The 17,450-nt window shown below is 36.3% G+C and carries 16 protein-coding genes; 2 read left to right on the top strand and 14 right to left on the bottom strand.

Annotated features, from left to right (window positions below):
- Window positions 1–478: 478 nt before the first annotated feature.
- Both V7K69_RS32700 and V7K69_RS32705 read left to right on the top strand, forming a co-directional pair.
- On the top strand, window positions 479–1,033 hold the full coding sequence (locus V7K69_RS32700) for a Uma2 family endonuclease (protein ID WP_335042430.1): 555 nt from the start codon (window positions 479–481) through the stop codon (window positions 1,031–1,033).
- A gap of 130 nt (window positions 1,034–1,163) precedes the next feature.
- Window positions 1,164–1,730 (top strand): YdcF family protein, encoded by a 567-nt coding sequence (locus tag V7K69_RS32705; RefSeq protein WP_335042432.1) that lies wholly within the window; start codon window positions 1,164–1,166, stop codon window positions 1,728–1,730.
- Here V7K69_RS32705 and V7K69_RS32710 read toward each other — a convergent pair.
- From V7K69_RS32710 to V7K69_RS32775, 14 genes are all read right to left on the bottom strand, one after another.
- Window positions 1,705–2,718 carry a glycosyltransferase family 4 protein gene (locus V7K69_RS32710; RefSeq protein WP_335042494.1) on the bottom strand — a complete coding sequence of 338 codons (1,014 nt, stop codon included), beginning with the start codon at window positions 2,716–2,718 and terminating at the stop codon, window positions 1,705–1,707. The two genes, V7K69_RS32705 and V7K69_RS32710, sit on opposite strands and share 26 nt — an antisense overlap.
- A 237-nt stretch (window positions 2,719–2,955) precedes the next feature.
- Complete coding sequence (locus tag V7K69_RS32715) at window positions 2,956–3,789, bottom strand: glycosyltransferase family 2 protein (protein WP_335042435.1); 834 nt, start codon at window positions 3,787–3,789, stop codon at window positions 2,956–2,958.
- A 6-nt stretch (window positions 3,790–3,795) separates the two neighbouring features.
- Window positions 3,796–4,557, bottom strand: a complete 762-nt coding sequence (locus V7K69_RS32720) for an FkbM family methyltransferase (RefSeq protein ID WP_335042437.1) — start codon at window positions 4,555–4,557, stop codon at window positions 3,796–3,798.
- Window positions 4,550–5,737, bottom strand: a complete 1,188-nt coding sequence (locus tag V7K69_RS32725) for a glycosyltransferase (RefSeq protein ID WP_335042439.1) — start codon at window positions 5,735–5,737, stop codon at window positions 4,550–4,552. Before V7K69_RS32725 ends, V7K69_RS32720 begins: the two co-directional genes overlap by 8 nt.
- A gap of 59 nt (window positions 5,738–5,796) precedes the next feature.
- Window positions 5,797–6,543: a class I SAM-dependent methyltransferase gene (locus tag V7K69_RS32730; protein WP_335042442.1), complete on the bottom strand. Its 747-nt coding sequence runs from the start codon at window positions 6,541–6,543 to the stop codon at window positions 5,797–5,799.
- Window positions 6,544–6,656: 113 nt separating this feature from the next.
- On the bottom strand, window positions 6,657–7,757 hold the full coding sequence (locus tag V7K69_RS32735; protein WP_335042445.1) for a glycosyltransferase family 4 protein: 1,101 nt from the start codon (window positions 7,755–7,757) through the stop codon (window positions 6,657–6,659).
- 12 nt (window positions 7,758–7,769) lie between these two features.
- The gene (locus tag V7K69_RS32740; RefSeq protein ID WP_335042448.1) at window positions 7,770–9,101 is read right to left on the bottom strand and encodes an O-antigen ligase family protein; all 1,332 of its coding nucleotides are present in this window, start codon (window positions 9,099–9,101) and stop codon (window positions 7,770–7,772) included.
- Window positions 9,102–9,174: 73 nt separating this feature from the next.
- Window positions 9,175–10,374, bottom strand: a complete 1,200-nt coding sequence (locus V7K69_RS32745) for a glycosyltransferase family 4 protein (protein ID WP_335042450.1) — start codon at window positions 10,372–10,374, stop codon at window positions 9,175–9,177.
- A complete protein-coding gene (locus V7K69_RS32750; RefSeq protein WP_335042452.1) occupies window positions 10,371–10,646 on the bottom strand; it encodes a hypothetical protein in 276 nt (91 codons plus the stop codon). Before V7K69_RS32750 ends, V7K69_RS32745 begins: the two co-directional genes overlap by 4 nt.
- Window positions 10,647–10,660: 14 nt before the next feature.
- The gene (locus tag V7K69_RS32755) at window positions 10,661–11,896 is read right to left on the bottom strand and encodes a lipopolysaccharide biosynthesis protein (RefSeq protein ID WP_335042454.1); all 1,236 of its coding nucleotides are present in this window, start codon (window positions 11,894–11,896) and stop codon (window positions 10,661–10,663) included.
- A 1-nt stretch (window position 11,897) separates the two neighbouring features.
- Window positions 11,898–12,635 carry a class I SAM-dependent methyltransferase gene (locus tag V7K69_RS32760; protein ID WP_335042456.1) on the bottom strand — a complete coding sequence of 246 codons (738 nt, stop codon included), beginning with the start codon at window positions 12,633–12,635 and terminating at the stop codon, window positions 11,898–11,900.
- Between the two features lie 272 nt (window positions 12,636–12,907).
- Window positions 12,908–13,855 carry a class I SAM-dependent methyltransferase gene (locus V7K69_RS32765; RefSeq protein WP_335042458.1) on the bottom strand — a complete coding sequence of 316 codons (948 nt, stop codon included), beginning with the start codon at window positions 13,853–13,855 and terminating at the stop codon, window positions 12,908–12,910.
- Window positions 13,848–14,879 (bottom strand): CgeB family protein, encoded by a 1,032-nt coding sequence (locus tag V7K69_RS32770; RefSeq protein ID WP_335042460.1) that lies wholly within the window; start codon window positions 14,877–14,879, stop codon window positions 13,848–13,850. Before V7K69_RS32770 ends, V7K69_RS32765 begins: the two co-directional genes overlap by 8 nt.
- Before the next feature lie 169 nt (window positions 14,880–15,048).
- A complete protein-coding gene (locus tag V7K69_RS32775; protein ID WP_335042462.1) occupies window positions 15,049–17,256 on the bottom strand; it encodes a GumC family protein in 2,208 nt (735 codons plus the stop codon).
- Window positions 17,257–17,450: the final 194 nt, after the last annotated feature.

A 17,450-nucleotide genomic window follows, 5' to 3' on the forward strand; every position in this document is an offset into this window, starting at 1 on the left:
AAACAGAGATTGATGTGGTTGGTTTTAGCGTAGGCGTAGCCCGCCGTTCGCGTAGCGTTCCGTAGGAAAGGCATCGCACTTTTGTTAACTAGTATAATTCCGGTTAGGATTGCGATCGCTGTTCATCAAACCCCAGTACCGAATGGCACTAAGATAAGCGCAAAGCCGTGATTTAACTGGCTTTTGAGTGTATAGGGAGGGGGGAGTGTGGGGAGCCAGATTTCTTCCCCATCCTCCCACACCTCCTTCAGACAAAGGTTTCAGGTTTTCTTAGTGCCATTCCCCCAGTACCTCAAACTATGTTTGTATTGGGGGGTGATGCTGAAGGGATGACGTTTGCAAGGCAAGGCGGTGAAGGAGACGATTTTGGTGGCGAGAAGGGAGCAGGAAGAATAAAATAAATTATTTTTGGTGTTTCCTAAGTGCCTACAAAGGATAAAATATTAAAAGACTGGAGATTTTTCGTTTCATCAAAGCGATGACAACAGCAACCTCTTTGACTCTCGAAGAATTTCTCAAACTGCCGGAAACTAAGCCAGCCAGTGAATTTATAAATGGTTGTGTTTCCCAAAAACTTATGCCTCAAGGTAAACATTCGCGCTTGCAACTGAAGTTTTGTGATGTAGTTAATAATGTTGCAGAAACAGCGAAAATTGCCCTAGCTTTCCCAGAATTGCGTTGCACTTTTGCTGGACGCTCGATTGTTCCAGATGCTAGCGTGTTTCTTTGGCAGCGAATTCCTTTTGATGCAGATGGTGAAGTACCCAATGCTTTTAAAATTTATCCTGATTGGACAGTAGAAATTCTTTCACCCGACCAGAAAGCTACTAAAGTTATTAGTAATATTTTGCATTGTCTCAAACATGGTACTAAGTTGGGATGGTTAATTGACCCTGAAGACCGAATAATTTTAGTATTTATTCCTGGACGAGAACCTATGGAGTTGACTGGTAACGATACTCTTCCGGTTCCTGAATTTTTAACGCTTGATTTGACCGTCGAGCAGGTTTTTGGCTGGTTGAAAGTAGGCTGATCTTTATTTTCGCTTGGGTTTTTAAAATCGCTATTATAGCAAAACCCTTGATGATTAGGACATCAACAGATGATAAAACTTAGACACAAAAAGACTTTTCACCGAGTCCCCAGCCCCTTGTATATATGAAATGAAACGCAAGTTGAAATTGGTAAAGTGGGTTTTAGCGATCGCACTTCTGTTAACTAGTATAATTCCAGTTAGGATTGCGATCGCTTTTCATCAAAACCCAGTACCACTGGCTATTTTTGTGTTGGGGGGTGATGCTGAACGGATGAGGTTTGCAGCGCAATTTTGGCAGTCTCGGCAGAATTTAGATATTTGGGTTTCTGATTTTGCTTGGAATTTAGATGTTGATCGCCGGATATTTTTACAGTATGGTGTTGCTGATGCAAAGTTGCATTTGGATGGTAGAGCAACGGACACTGTGACTAATTTCACAACTTTGGCGGGAGATTTTGCTCACCAGAGGTTACAGCATATATATTTGATTACGTCAGATTATCATTTGAGGCGAGCAAGAGCGATCGCAACCATTGTTTTGGGTAGTCAGGGAATTGTGGTTACACCTATGGCTGTAGCGTCTCAAAATCAGCGATCGGAATCATTGGTGCGGGTGTTGCGAGATTGTGGGCGATCGTTTTTGTGGATTGCAGCTGGGCGGACTGGAGCTAGTTTGAATCCACATTTGAAATAATTATTTGTTCATAAGCATCATCTTCAAATAAAATTTGTTGATATTCCTCTAAAGCACGCTGAAATGTATATCTGCTTTTATAAAGTTGACGCGCCTTTTCACCCATTACCTTAACTCTTTGGTTATCATTGGCTAATTCACTAATTAACTTAGCAAGGTGTTGAGGATTATTAGGAGGTATATTAATACCACAACCAGAAGTTGTTAAAAGTTGGTCAATATATGAGTTTGGTGCAGAGATAGCAATGATTCCCCTACCTGCGGCTAGCATTCCGTAGAGTTTAGAAGGAGCAACTATTGATTCTGCCCCTGGTATAAGGCTGACTAGTGAAAGATCGCAAGCGGTAAGAGATAAGGGCAGTAGTTCTCTAGGTTGGTAAGGTAATAAAAGTATATTTTTTAGTTTCTGAGTGTGGATTGCTTGTTCAACTAATTTAGTTTTCGCTCCAGCACCAATAAAGACAAATTGAATAGGAGTGTCTTTCAGTATTTTAGCTGCTTCAGTGATAGTTTCAATATCATGCAGTCTACCCAAATTGCCGGAGTATAAAACTGTGAAAACTTTGTCAATATTATAATGTTGAGCAAAATTATTTGCTTGTTTATCGCAAATAATAATATCTTCTACTGCCCAATTCTCAATTACTTTGATTTTTGGTTTTAACTCAGGATATTTATTCTCCAAAAAACACTGCATAGAAGTGCTGAGGACTATAATATTGTCAGCATATTTGTAAGTTAAATAAATTAATTTACTAAAAAAAATAAATAAAAAGCTATTTTGCGGAATAATGCCAGACATTACAGCAGATTCTGGAAAGATGTCTTGGAGTAAAAAATGATATTTTCCACCACGAGTAATTTTAAAGATAGTGCCTATAAGACCGGAATATGGTGGATTGGAAGCAATTAATAGAGGAGTTGTATGAGATAGGGAAAATATTACATATTTCAAAGCACCTAAAATAAAAAATACTGAGCTAATCACTTTACTCAAAATGCTAGTGCTGGCTGTGATGGGAGAGAAAGCACGGTAGATTGTGATTTGATTTGATAATTCAGGTGTAGTATTGTTTGCCTGAGTACCTGTGAATATATTTACCTGATAGCCTTTTTGGGAAAGCCCTTCGGCTAAATCAGTCATGAGTTGGGCAGTAGCAGCATGGTTAGGGTAAAAGTATTGAGTGATTATTGTAATTTTTTCCATGTATTTATTGTGGAATTATCAAAGAGGTAATCCAGATTTTTTACGTCTCAGTTCTATAATTTTGACTACTATCATGAATTCATACATGGCATAGAGTAGACAGAAAATAAGAGCCGTTATTCCTTCTAAAAAACCTAATCTGAGAAAATACATTTGGATAAATCTGACAATGGGACGCAAAAACCAAAATTTAGCTGCCAACAATCTAAGTTTTAGTTTGCGTTCAGTTCCTAGAGCAGATGCTTTGCCCGTTTCCAGAAATTTTATTACATTTTGGGCATCCCAAGAAGAATAGCGATCGTGCCGTTCTAACCAATCTCCAAATCCTTTAGAATTAGCATAATGATCGTAAGCAATATTAATTCTGCCAACTTTAGCATCTGAATCAAAGTGTTCCCAAACACCACCTGTAAAAGTGACTTCTCCTAGCTTTAGTAAACGGGAATGCCAATTAGGATATCCTTGTGTAAGCTTGAGCCATTTACCCCAAAAGAGATAACGTGCAGGCAGTTCATAAGCATTGTATTGTTGATTTTTGATAGAACATATACGCTGAATTTCTATTGCTAAATTGGTTGGAATAACCTCGTCAGCATCTATAAATAGCACCCATTCACTCTTGAAATTACAATTTTGTAAAGCCCAGTTACGTTGTTCAGCAATTTTGAACGGTGGAGGTGGAATATGGGTAAAAACTTTTGTTCCTAGTGATTCTGCCAATTGTATTGTTCCATCAGTACTACCTGAGTCTAAAACAATAATTTCTTGACACCACTGTAAAGAATCTATACACCGATTAAGATTGCAAACTTCATTTCTAGTAAGAATAACTGCACTAATATCTGAATTCATAGGTAGCTATTCTCTTATACAATAAAAGTAGCCAAGGTTTTTGTGATCTGCTCGCTTCACTATAAAGCCCTGTAATTGTAAAATCTTCTCTAATTTATCTACATCACCTTTGTTTGGATGATATTCCAGTGCCATACTTTTAACAGCTTTAGTCCAAGATAAATCTCCTTGAAACAAAGGAAATTCACCACCTTCAACATCACATTTTAAAAAGTCACAACTCCCCACACGTTCTATGTATTCATAAATATTAAATTCTTGTATTTGAGGATTTAATTTCAGTAATGATTGTGTCCATTCATCATAGAATCCACCAACGACAGCACATTGAACTTCTACACGATTTTCAGAGAAATTTTGTTTGACGTTATGTTTAATGATGTTGACAAATTCTGATTGTGCTTCTACTGCATAAACTTGTGCTTGAGGTGCTTCGGTAAGTGCAAATATTGTAAATGCTCCGCCATTTGCCCCTAAATCCAGTATGTGTTTTGCATCTTTTAATTCACCTCGTTGAGCGTAACATAAGTGACCATATATTTCACGTATAACTCCAAAATCAAGATTATTGAAATAAAGTTTTTTTCTATTAAATTTTATACTAAATGATTCATTTAAACTCTTATCCAATAGTCCTAAACTTTTGGTTTTTCTTAAAGTATTGAAATATTTTCTTATTCCTGATATCCAACGTATATATAAAGGTAAAGGTAGAAGTTTTTGAACTAACAATAGTTCATTGTATAAACGATAGAAATTACTAAGCATAATTTTTCTCTCTAATCTGAATATAATAATTTGCTGTGTCTAGAGAAGTTTTCTCAATGGAGAAAATATTTTCTATCCATTCTTTAGATTTAAACTTTATAGTTTGCATTTTGCTAGGAAATTGAATCAATTCTCCAATAGCCTCAGTCCACTCTGATGGAACTCTAGAACGCACCCATCCCACGCAACCTTCAGCTACCTCATCATGTAGCCCTACTTTGTCGGAAATTAAAACCGGACATCCACAGGCTAGAGACTCGACAATAACATTGCCAAAATTTTCATGTCGGCTGGGCAAGACAAACAAATTAGCAGCAGAGTATATGGCTGGCAATTTCTTAGGTTCGCATCTTTCAAGAAAAATAACTCTGTCTGATAGGTTTGCTGCTTGAAACTGATGCTGTAGTTTTGCTTTAGTGCCATCATCATCACCACCGACAAAAACCATCCGCCAGTTGAGATTTCGTAAGGGTGCTAAAGCTTGAGGTAATAAATCTAATCCTTTTTTGTGGTGGAGACGGCCTACATTCAAAAGTATAAATTCATCTTCACTAAGGTTTTGAGATTTACGCCATATTTTTGCTTCTTCTAAAGCAGGTTGCCAAAACTCAGTGTTTAAGCCGTTGGGAATGATAAAAGATTTTCCTGGTAGTTTTAGCCAAAGACACTCTTGTAATTCTTGCTTGCTAGTGTAGTGGATACCAGCTGCATTTGTCATATTAAAGTGTTCTTGCCATAAATAATACAGTATTTTTTTTGCTGTTTTTTGCTGCCAGGAATAAGGCCCCAGTGCGCCTCTAGGTGACACTACATAGGGAACATCTTGATTTTTGGCTGCTTTGCAAGCCGCTCCACTGGTACGCTGCCAAACACCTGTGATGTGGATAATGTCAAATTCCCTGGCTCTTGCTGTTACAGCTTGCTCTATACCTGGACAATGAATACCCATTCCTGGTTCTTGCTGAAAATATGTGACTTTGACTCCATTACGGATGACTGGCTGGTTAAGGGGCAGTTCCAATTGATTTTCTAGCCCAGCATTAGAAGTAAACACTTCTACTTCATGATCAAGGGCGGCTAATCCTTCACAAAGTTGGCTAACACTAAGTACAGGGCCACCGAACTGCCAAGCAGGGGCATAAACAGGGATGTAATGGAGAATTTTTAGTTTCCTTAACATAAAAAACTTTTTATTTCTTTTTGATATCTGTCCTCTGCCTTGTACCAAAGTCTGATAAGCTATTTATTTTCAAGCAATAAAAGAACAGTTCCTCCACCTAGCATCGTGGCTAAATAAGGATTAAATTTATAAGCAAAATATCTTATTAATCTTAGTAGTCTAATCATAGGACTTCCGGCTATTTTTAGAGAAACATTTGAGGCAGCCGTAAATTGATAATTTAATAATTTAAATGATGATTCTTGAAAAAGTATCTTGGCTGTTTCCCAGGAATAAAAATGAATATGCCTGAATGTTTTATATGATTGCGAAGGTGATTGCATAAGTATATGACCTATGCTTTGTTCTATAGGTAGATGCAAAATCAAGTATTTTGATTTTGATGATAGACTTCTTAGAAGTTCCCAAGGGTTTTCTACGTGTTCAAGAACATCCATACAGAAGATAAAATCTAATCCATCAGGAATATTTTCTGCTGATCCAATAAAAAATGACAATGTATCCTCGGAATGTTTATTTTTTTCTTTTGCTATTAAGATAGCTTGGGAAGATATATCATATCCCAACAAGTTACATTGTATTTTTTGATTCTCCAAATAATTTGCAAAGGGAAAAAGAAAAGCTCCTTGACCACATCCAACCTCGGCTGCTTTTAAATTAGAAGATAAAGATAATTGAGATTTTTTTAGTAATGATTCTACCAACCTAACTTTATAAGTAGAATCAGAATTTTGACGCTCTAACCAATAAGATCCTGATGTATAGTGGTCGGATACTTGAGTTAAGTTCTTGGATGATTGATTCATTTTATCTATCCTTTGTGATATGTATTTAAGAATTTGATTGGTAGATTGAGCAAGATAACTGTGATTTTGAGCAGAGTTGTTGAGTTATTCTCGAATGGCAATTCAGAAAATGTTCACACGCTAGATGCTTGCAATATTTGGTCGCAAATCTGGTGACACCTCCGCTCAAAATTTTCATAAGAAAAATAGTCTAATCCTTGCGGTATCATTCCTTTAGGACGATTCAACGCCTCTAAAATTCCCGCTTTTACTTCTTCTAGGTCATCAGGATTAACAACAATACCTAATAAACCATTCCGTACTGCCTCACGACTGCCATCAACTTTACTTGCAACTACGGGAATACCGCAAGCCATTGCTTCTAAAAAAACAAAGCCAAATCCTTCTCCCTTACTCGGCATCACATAAACATCTGCTAGGCGATAGTGGTCGGCTTTTTCGGCTTCAGAAATAAATCCTGTAAAAATCACTTGTTCCTGAAGATTAAGCGATCGCACTTTCTGTTCTAATCTCTCTCTATCAGATCCTTCTCCTACAATTAAATAGACTAAATTATGAATTATTTCGCTCAATTTAGGCAACACCTCTATGACTTCATCAAACCCCTTACATCGTTCATAAGAGTCCAAGCGTCCCAATGTCATCAGAACTATCTTGTCCTTCAGTTCATATTGGGAAATAAGTTGAGCATTTTTCTCATCATGCCCATACTGTTCGAGAGCGATCGCATTTGGCAGTAAAAATTGTTGCACCTTGGGTATCTTTGCCCAGGATTGAAAGCGATCCAATGTAATTTGGCTGATAGAGACAACACAATCTACTGCTGGAAGACAATAGTTAACTAGACTGTTATGAGGCTTCCAGGCTTCGATTCCATAGATTTCTAGAAGAATAGGTGCTTTTGTCCACAGTTTAACTAGCCAGGCAAGCGGCAGCATATAAAGATGGCCGCAGACAATTAGATCGAATTTGGGGTTGGCTCTTATGGTATGCAAAATAGCATGAATATAAGCCAACTTACCTTCTATTCCTGATGTAATATATGTAAGTTTCTGGGGCAAACTTTCAATGCGATCGACAAGTTTTTTTCTGGGAATTGCGACCACTTCATCACAGTTTTCAGCACTACAAAGAGAGCTAATGAAGTCTCGATTGTACTGTGATATACCACCTCGTCCTCCAAAGGCATCAGTTGTTAAAAATAATATTGTCATTTTTCTTTATAGTTACAATTCAGGAAGCGGATATTTATTAATATAATCTGCCATCAAAATAATACAGCCATAAATTAGTCCTTGAGACAAAGTTGGTGTCGAATCTGTATAGGTAAGCCCAGAAATAACTATGAATATATGAACTAAAAACAAAGTATTTTTTAACAATGTTTCTCTTGAATTTTTAGCAGTTCTAAAATAAATATGCTTGACAAGAATGAAATTAAAAGATATCCACAAAAATACTCCTATTAAGCCGGTTTGTGCAATCCGAACTGAAAAAACATTACCAAAGTTATATGGATTTTCTAAGTTACCAAATTTTACAAGATAATATGTAAAGTCAGCCCCTATACCATGGCCAAATAAAGGGGAATCGCTAAATGCTTCAATAGCAGATCCAATATAACTTAGCCTTACTTCTGGTGAGCCATATTTAGCATAATTTGGATCATAGAGACCTTGAAACCATTCCCCTATTATTGCAAATCCCAAACTTCCTTGAGTTATCCAGAAAAGTATCAAGCTTGTGATCATTCCTAAGATAATTATAAAAAATAGCTGAAAGCTCTTAGCATTATTGTATGTATAAACATTAAAAATCATTACAACTGAAAATATTAAGGAGAGTATGATAAAGGTTCTTGAAAGATTGGTCGCCATAATTCCATAGCACGAAAATATTCCTAAAGCAGCTAGTAATTTAAAATATATATTTTTTTTACATACTGCAAACATGAAAAAGCAGATAGCAAGACAAAAATAGGCAGAGACAAACTCAATAAAGAAAAATTTTTGTATTCCATCTCCAGAAACTATTGTATTCGCGAAATCATCTTTAAATCCTGTTGCTGTTGCAGTAAACTCAAAATTCCCATAACTTATAATTCCCAATCTATCAAAGGAGTAAAATATTAAAGCAGTTGGACATATTAAAAGTGTTGACAAAAGAGATATATTAAATTTATTCTGGTTAAAATTTTTAGTATATGCACATACTATTAAAATTGCCATAAAACCTCTACTGGAACGTATTAACATATCAATATTTCCATTAATATTAAATATGCAAACTACTGCCCCTAAAACAAATGTTCCTATAGTTAATATAACCAAAAAGCGACTTAAATATGAGGAACCCATTCCCCATTTACGTGTAGCAATACTAATAAAAATAACAAAAAGGAGGAGCATATCACCCAGATTTATATTAAGCCAAATAAGTGATATACTACGATTTCTTAAAACTGTCCAGTTAAACGAAAGCCCCACTACTAATAGCAGAAACCAGGCAATATTTTGAATTGTAAAATTTTTGCTTTTCATCTCAAAAATATTATTCATAGCTTATGGCTTGTTAAAAATATAGAAGCATTGTTTACAAGTGGTAAAATTCATTTCAGTTCGACTGCTAATTTTATGTACTAACTAAATTATGTAAAACTTCATAGGTAGTGATTGCTCGTTGACTGTAACTGCTCCAATCTAGTCCCGTACCAACATTGCGAATAGCTAGAGCTGCCTCTCGTTTAGCTTGGAGGAGCTGAGAATTGTTAGCTAGGTTTTTTAAACAGATAGCGATCGCCTGACTATCTCTTACAGGTACTAAATATCCAGCAGGATACTCTTCTATACCTGTCTCTAATTCGACTGGTTGCACACCAGATATTCTTAGTAAATCTTCGCCACCAGTATTAGTTGTACAAATTAACGGCAACCCACACGCAAGAGCTTGTAATTGAACCATTGCCATACCCTCTTCAATACTTGCCATGACAAAAACACTACTATTGCGGTAGTAATCCACTAATTGTGCCTGTGGTACATGACCAATCAATTTGATTCGTTCATCTTCTCCTGTTAATAAATAAGGGGTTTCCGTAATAACTCCGCCAACTAAACATAGTTCACTGTTTGGTATATTTGCCTGTATAAAGGCTTGAACTAGATAATGAATGCCCTTACGTACACTTAAAGAACCAGCATAGATAACGCGAAACACTTCATCATGTTTCGTTCCAGGCGAAAAGCTTTTAAGATTCGTGCCAAAAGGGTTATGGACTAGCCGTTTTTCAGAAAAACCTTGAGCGAGGAAACTACGTTTTACAAACAAGCTTGGCACTGTAACCTTGTCTGTCATTTCATACTCTCGTAATTCCTGAGCTACAATCTCTGGGTGTGTTTCTGCCCAATGCAAACCTAACTGCTGGTATTCTTCCCTCAATAGTTTACATTGCACCTTTATGTGAGAAGAACTATGTTCTAACAAAAAGGGTATGTTATTCCGTTTTGCCCAATGCAAAGCAGGTTCAGAAAAACTTGACCAGCCATGTACTAGAGTACTGCCTTCTAGGTATCTACTCGCTGCTTTAGCAAATAAATTATGGATTAAGGCTTGGGATTTCATCAGCAATTTTTCTTGACCTATTTGGTAGATAGCTCTCCCTAATAAAAGAGTTAAAGGCAAGCTGACTACTTTAGCATCTGGTATTCCCCATTTGCGGGTTTTGTATTTAGGATAGTTGGTGATTAAACGATGTAAAACACCTGCGGAATGCAGTTCTCTTGCTAAGTCAAAAGCGTGCCATCTTCCGCCAACAACAATAGATATTTTCATATTTTAGCTCTTGATGCTACAGTAGCAGAAACATCTATACCGTGAACTTCAAACCCTTTTACAGCCAAACTTGCTAAATGAATTCTTCTTCCACACCCCAATTCAAACAACCGATCAGATGGAGTAATTTTTGTGATTCTTAGTATTTTTTGCCACACTAGACCAAGCCTTTTAATTTTTTTTAAATTTTCTGCTGAGTAGCAGTGATGTTCATATCCTTGAAGTTCTAACTCTTGTTTCCAAACTTCACTCGCATCATAATTTGTATTCATAATTGACTCCTCAGCTATATAAATTTCATTTCTAATCTTTTATGGAAGTAAATACATGCTGCTACTTTTAAGGAAGATGACACTGTTATACCTATCAAAATTCCCAACTCTGACAACCACATTCCTAAAAGCAAGACAATTATCAAACGTAAACATGGTTCTATTGTTTGAATTATTAAATAGGCATTCAAAGCACCTGATAATTGCAAAGCACAATGAAACTGCATAGCGGCAGCTTGACCCACAACAATAACAGCAATCCAAGGAATCATCCACTCACCACCCTCGAAACTTCTTCCCAAAAGTAACTTCATTATAGAAGAACCTAATAAGATACCTCCTATAACCATAACTAACATAAGGCATAATAAAACCTTGACTGTTTTTATTAAATAACGACGTACTTTATCAGGATTTGTCCAATCTAATTTTGCTGTGCTAGCACTGGTTAAGGCATTTGATATCAAGCCGATTGGCAGCATGAGTGCAGTGATTGCTGTGTAATGACCAAGACTCAACAAGGAACCAAAGATAGAAAAAGCCCATATATCAATTCTTGTCGATAATGATTCTAGTGAATAAGGCAAAAAAGCATGAGCAAGAGGAGCTAGGGGAGGTCTTTCTTGACTAATTTCTCCTGTAATTATCTGTTCTTTTTTAATCCATCCCATTACTAAAGAAATAGTATGAATGGCAATATAAATAAATACTACTGATTTAACAGACAGTAAGTTTGTTAAGAGTAAAGCATATATTAAAATTAGATAACTACCTTGTAGCCCTATTCGCATTAAATATTGTCCATCAATACTACCAGCTGCAACGTAAATTGCAGATAGACAGCCACACATGAAATATATAGGAAAGTTTGCATTATATATAATACTGAGCCAACGAAAGTTTTGTGGGATTTTATCAAAAACTTGGCTGGCAAATACTCCAATTGGAATAAATATTACAGAAAGGCAGAAAGCATAATATATAGTTCTACGCCATGCTTCTCTAGGTGATATTTGTTTTGAGGTAATCAAACCTTTTAATAGCCTGTCCCACTGACAAGAACCTAAAAGAAAAATACTTGATGGGACTAGTATTACTAATGCAAGTAAACCTCTGTCTTCAGCACCTAATGTGCGATTGAGCAATAGAGAAGCAGGAAAAGAGAGCGCAGACATCAGAATTTCCCAGCCAAGACTACGCGATGCACCAGGAGTAACTTTGTCTAGTATCTTCAAAAGATATTTAGGCATATCAACTAGCCTTCACAGCATAAGCACGCATAACTCTTGTATAGATTCCTGTTGAAGGGCCTCCAGTCTCTACAAAATGAATTAGCTTGATTATTTGCCTGATTACGCCCCAGATTCCAAATCTAACTACACCTTTTAAAGAGGTTGGTTGCGGCCCATGTTCTTGAAATTGGACATCTCCAAAACCACAGGCTAAAAGTATATGTTTCAAACTGATAGTTGTGTAAGTTACTTCATGGGTTAAATCACCATATACCACACCGCCGGAGAGTGGTGAATCACCATTTGGCAGTTGTAAAATGAGATGACCACCAGGGACTAGAGCAGAGTATATAGCATCCAAAAATTTAACTGCTTCGTCTTTATTAAAGTGTTCTAATATATCAAACCCTGTAATTAGATAAAATTTATTTGGGTTTTGTAACAGATATTCAATCGCATCAGCACAAATGACTTGAGGAAATTGTTGACGAGCAATATTAACTTGTTCTTGACTTATATCTACCCCATATAAATCAGTAAAACCCTCGGCTTTGAGTAAGCTTAGAATATTACCAGATCCACAAGCAATATCTAAAACTTTACCGTTTTGAGCAATTCGCTTTAACCAATTACTCATAGCGTATTGTAGGTTTATTATGTTTCGATTATCCTGCTTGTAAGGATTAGCATTTAAATCGCGCTGAAATTTTTTATTTCCTGAAACATAATTATCATAGAGGCGTTGTCGATAGTTCATTTATCTACCAATTTTAATAGATTTACATTTGCTTGGATGACAAGAAAAAATGAGCCGTAGCTAAATTCCTTGCAAAGTGGCGTTCAATAAAATGAAAAAGTAGTATCGAGGCATAGCTCTTAAACCATCTAAGTAGTGAAATCTATTTTCTTTAACTTTATCATTTCTCATAAGTATTAATAATGGTTGCTTAATGCTCAATATATATATAACTTGATTGAATTAGCTATTATAAAAAGCTTTAAACTAAACCTAAACTAATCTAATATCTATTAATTACTAGATGGTTTTTCCAAGCGGATTAGATTAGCATTAATTAAAAAATCATCTTCATATTTAGTAGTATGTTTATTAGATAATTGTCTAAATAATTCAGGAAATTTAGCCTTGAATGCTAAAGATTTATGGTCTAATTGAAGAATTAAATCTTTTATTTGAAAACCTATTTGTTTAAAAATCTCACAGTATTCTTGAGTACTTAAACGTGAAAATAAATCAAGTTCAATATAACGTCCTCCACTTTGAAAGTCCTCATTATTTTGCAGAAATGAGAGGAAATATTTCATATATTCTTCAGAATCTAGCAACAAATGGTTAAACGAATTTTGTAAACCACCCCTTCCTGAAAAATGATCGCCCCCAGCACAAAACCACAAAGGCCCATAGCTAGCATATAAGCTTCCTCCTGGTTTTAAAATGCGAAATGATTCTTTAACAACTGATTTTAAATCTTGACAGTGTTCAAAAACTGCATCTGACGCACATAAATCAATTGATTCATCTTTGATAAATGAATGATTTTCTAAAGGAGATTGATAAAATTCAACTTCAACATTTAATGAGTGTTTACAATAAGATGTAATTTCACTCCAAGAATCTTTGAATTCAAATAAATCAGTTGCAATAATTTTTTTAGGCTTTAATCTTGCCCAAGAAATGACATCCCAGCCAGTTCCAGTTCCTTGAACAAGGATAGTAGCTTCTTTAATTTCGCACAACGCTGACCCCCAAATACGACGAGTTTCTAAAGGCATTCCACGTCCGGGAAGGACGAGGGATGGTTGAAGAATTTTGAGAGCTTGTGGAGATAAAAATTGGCTAGCATATAGAGACAGTAAAGGGCGACTAAAAAAGTAAAACGAACGCTTAAGTATGCTTGTCTTATGTAATTTGTCTTGCTTTAACCAAGAGATATTATAGTAATTTTCCTGACTACTCATAACACAAATCTAAAATAGTTTTTAATCGGTTTGTATATGTATTTGTATCTTTGGTAATAATTTGCATACCAAGCTTTCGCATTTCTTCTCTTTCAACAAGATTTTCTAATAACCATTTACACTTATTAGCTAAATCTTCTGGTGAGCTAAAAAAACCGTACTCAGGATACCCAGCTAAGATTTCTCTGTGTTCTTGAGTATCTTCATAAATTCCACATCCGCCACAGGCAGCTATTTCAAATGTTCTCATAGTAGATTCATCTTTATTGCGTTTTCTGACAATACCTAGTGATAACTTAGAAAAATAAGTAGCTAGACGGAATTCATGCTCAAAAACTGCTGGTAGCTTTTGCCATTTTTTTAGATTTAGTCTATCCCAAGCTGCACCATAAATTTTTAATTTTAATCCATTCAATGAAGATAGAGCATCCAAAAAAGGAATACGTTCACTATCAGCCACACCTATAAAAGAGATATCTGCGCTAAAAAAATTCCGCTCAAATTCAGAAATGTTTACTGGCTGGTGACTAAGAAAATGATCATAAGCAAATGGCAAAAAATGAACTTTTTTAATTTCATATTTAATTAGCTCTGACAAGATTCTTGTTTTTGTACTTATAACTAAATCATACCTTTTAAGGTTTGATAAAAAAACTGCGCTACGGTGGTGTGGATTCCACGGGTAATCAGTTAAATAATTAACAATATATGCACTTTTTTGAGAACAGATATCGAATACTTCATTTGTTAAGGGGAAAATTCCTGTTACTAAAACGACTTGTGGATTGAACTCTTTTATATGGCTCACTATTTCTCTATTAAATGACCACCATTCTAAAGGACGCTTTCCTGATATTTTGAAAAATATTTTACCCCATAAAGATTTCATAGACGGAGCGTAATAATTCCAATTTGTATCACTTGTAGAAAATAAAAGGTCTAATTCTTTAGATGCTCTGGCGAGTATAGAACCTACTTGATAGTTTTCTGAGGTATTACCAATGATTAGTACTCTATGATTCATAATCAAATCGTATATTTCAAAGATTAAACAAGAATTCTCTATGAATTTTCAAACTGATGATTCAATTCCTTAATCAATCACATTAACTTCATATTTCATCTGTAACTGTACCAACCTAAATCTTGAATTACTTCAGAGAAAATACTGATTCAACCAAATTATTAACCAGTTACAGCAGTCTTAACCCAGTAATCTTACTTAAGTTAGACTTAATCCGATCTTTCTTGCCAGACTTACTCTCTCCAGTAATTTTATCGAAGTAATAATAACCGTAGTTATTATCCGTAGCCACACAATTCACCACCAGTCCTAACACTGGCACACGAGAATGTTCTAACAATCCTTTTGTAGTCTTAGCCGCAGCAGAATTAACTATACCAGGACGTGCAACTAACAACATTCCATCTGCCATTTTACCTATTATCGACGCATCAGCTAAAACACTTAAAGGTGGAGTGTCAATAATTACGCAATCATAATCTTGGGCAGCTTGTTGCAATAACCCATTCATCCGTTGTGAGTCTAATAGTGCAGCTGGGTTAGGCGGTATCATGCCAGAACTAAGCAATTCTACATTGATCACCACTTCCTTGGTAGCTTCTGCTAAGGTAGCTTGCCCCACTAAAACATTACTTAACCCCATCAAATTAGATTGTTGCCACATTTCGTGTTGACGGGGGCGACGCATATCTGCATCAATCAATAGCACTCGCTTTCCCATTTGGGCAGTTGCGATCGCCAAGTTAGCTGCGATAAAAGATTTCCCCTCATTCATCACAGAACTGCTAACCACAATTACCTTCAGTTTTTTATCAGAAAAAGTGAAACCCAGGTTAATCTGGAGCATTTCAAAAGCGGCATTGACTGATGAATAAGGGTTATTCAGTACCGGTAATTCGGTTAAACTCTCACCACGAGCCAACCTAGCCTTTTGATCAAAAACCGGAATTGTACCTAACAAAGGATAGTCCAACAACTGTTGAACTTCTTCTGTTGTCTTCACACACTTGTCTCCAGCTTCTAACAATAAAGCTGCTGCGATCGCTAAGAAAAATCCTAAAAATCCCCCTAATGCTAAATTTAAGGCTATACGAGGAGAAACCTTTTTTTTCGGAAGTAAAGCTTCAGAAACAATCCTGGCATTACCTACATTCTGATTTTCCAGCACTTGAACTTCTTGCAATCGTTTGAGCATTTGTTCGTAGGTTGTTTGAGCAACCTGTAGCTGTCGTTGCCGTTGTAGTTGCAGTTGTTCCAGTTTGGGTAAGGTTGTCATACGTGCTTGATAAAGTACAAATGCCTTCATCAACACACCAACTTGATTCTCCAATCCCAACCGTTCTACTTCCACTTGCACCAAATTAGCGGTTAGGGCTTGCTTGAGTTCTCCTATTTGTAAATCTTGGTCTGGGATAGGCTGTGAACTACCCAGAGTTTGGGTCACTCTTCCTTCTAACTGCTTTTTAAGAGCTTGTTCTTTACTCAACAAACTAGTAATAACTGGGTGTCCATCGGTAAATCGTGACCTCTCCACAGCTAACTCGTCTTGAACCTTCTGATATTGTGATAAAACTTCTTGTACTGCTCTCGATTGACTTAAGCTGCTAAGTGCCATAGCTTGCTTTGTGTTCAATGCCAGTTGATTTTGCAAAGCACCAGAACGGCTCCTAGCATCTACCAACCGTGCCCGAAGTTGGGTTATTTGATTGGATAATTCATTAATACTTCTAACGCCTTCTTGAGCTTCTACTTCTAAAGAAACAACGTTGTATTTTTCTTTAAACTGACGCAGTGCTGCTTCCCCTTCTGCAACCTTTGCCTCAACTAGGGGTAATTGCTTGTTTAAAAATTCCCGTGCTGCTCTAGCTTCAGAACGGTTAACCTGAACATTGTTTGCTAGATAAGTACTCATCAATCTATTGATGATAGCTGTGGCTTCTTGAGGATTAGTACTACGGTAATAAAGTTGTAAAATATCCGTCCCTCGGATACTTTTGACTTTCAAGTTACCCAGAAAATCATTTATTTCTAAAGGTTGTCCCAGTTTATCCTTCAGCTGCAACTCAGTAATAGTTTTTTGAGTCAGGGGGTTGGAGCGAATGATTTCTGCTTCAGTTTCCAAAGGGTTAGAGAGATTTGTCACCCCACTGAGTTGTCCCAGTTGTTCACTTCCACCTGTAAGGGAAGAAACGCCACTTTCCTTATTAAAAAGGAGTTTACCCTCGGCTTCATAAATTGGTTTTTGACTAAAAGTAAGGAACGTTGTGGCTCCAAAGACAGACCCCATGATAATTGCTATCACGAACCAACGTCTTTTTACAGTCAGCCAATACTGGTGAAAATTAATCAGGTCCTGATTGTCTTGATGGGAAGGCATAGTTTAGTTAATACTCCAGATGTTGACACTCCTAAGATTTAGTTGGCTCATTATTTACTGATATTGGAGTGAGGAAGTAGAAGAGGACATAGATCAATTTGTCCAAATATTACGCCGTGTGCAACTTTCTCTTAGACTTAAATCCCCAACCCCTTCCCTTATAGGGAAAGGGAGTAATAATCAAAGCCTCTCTC

Source organism: Nostoc sp., from assembly GCF_036917775.1.
GTDB lineage: Bacteria > Cyanobacteriota > Cyanobacteriia > Cyanobacteriales > Nostocaceae > Nostoc.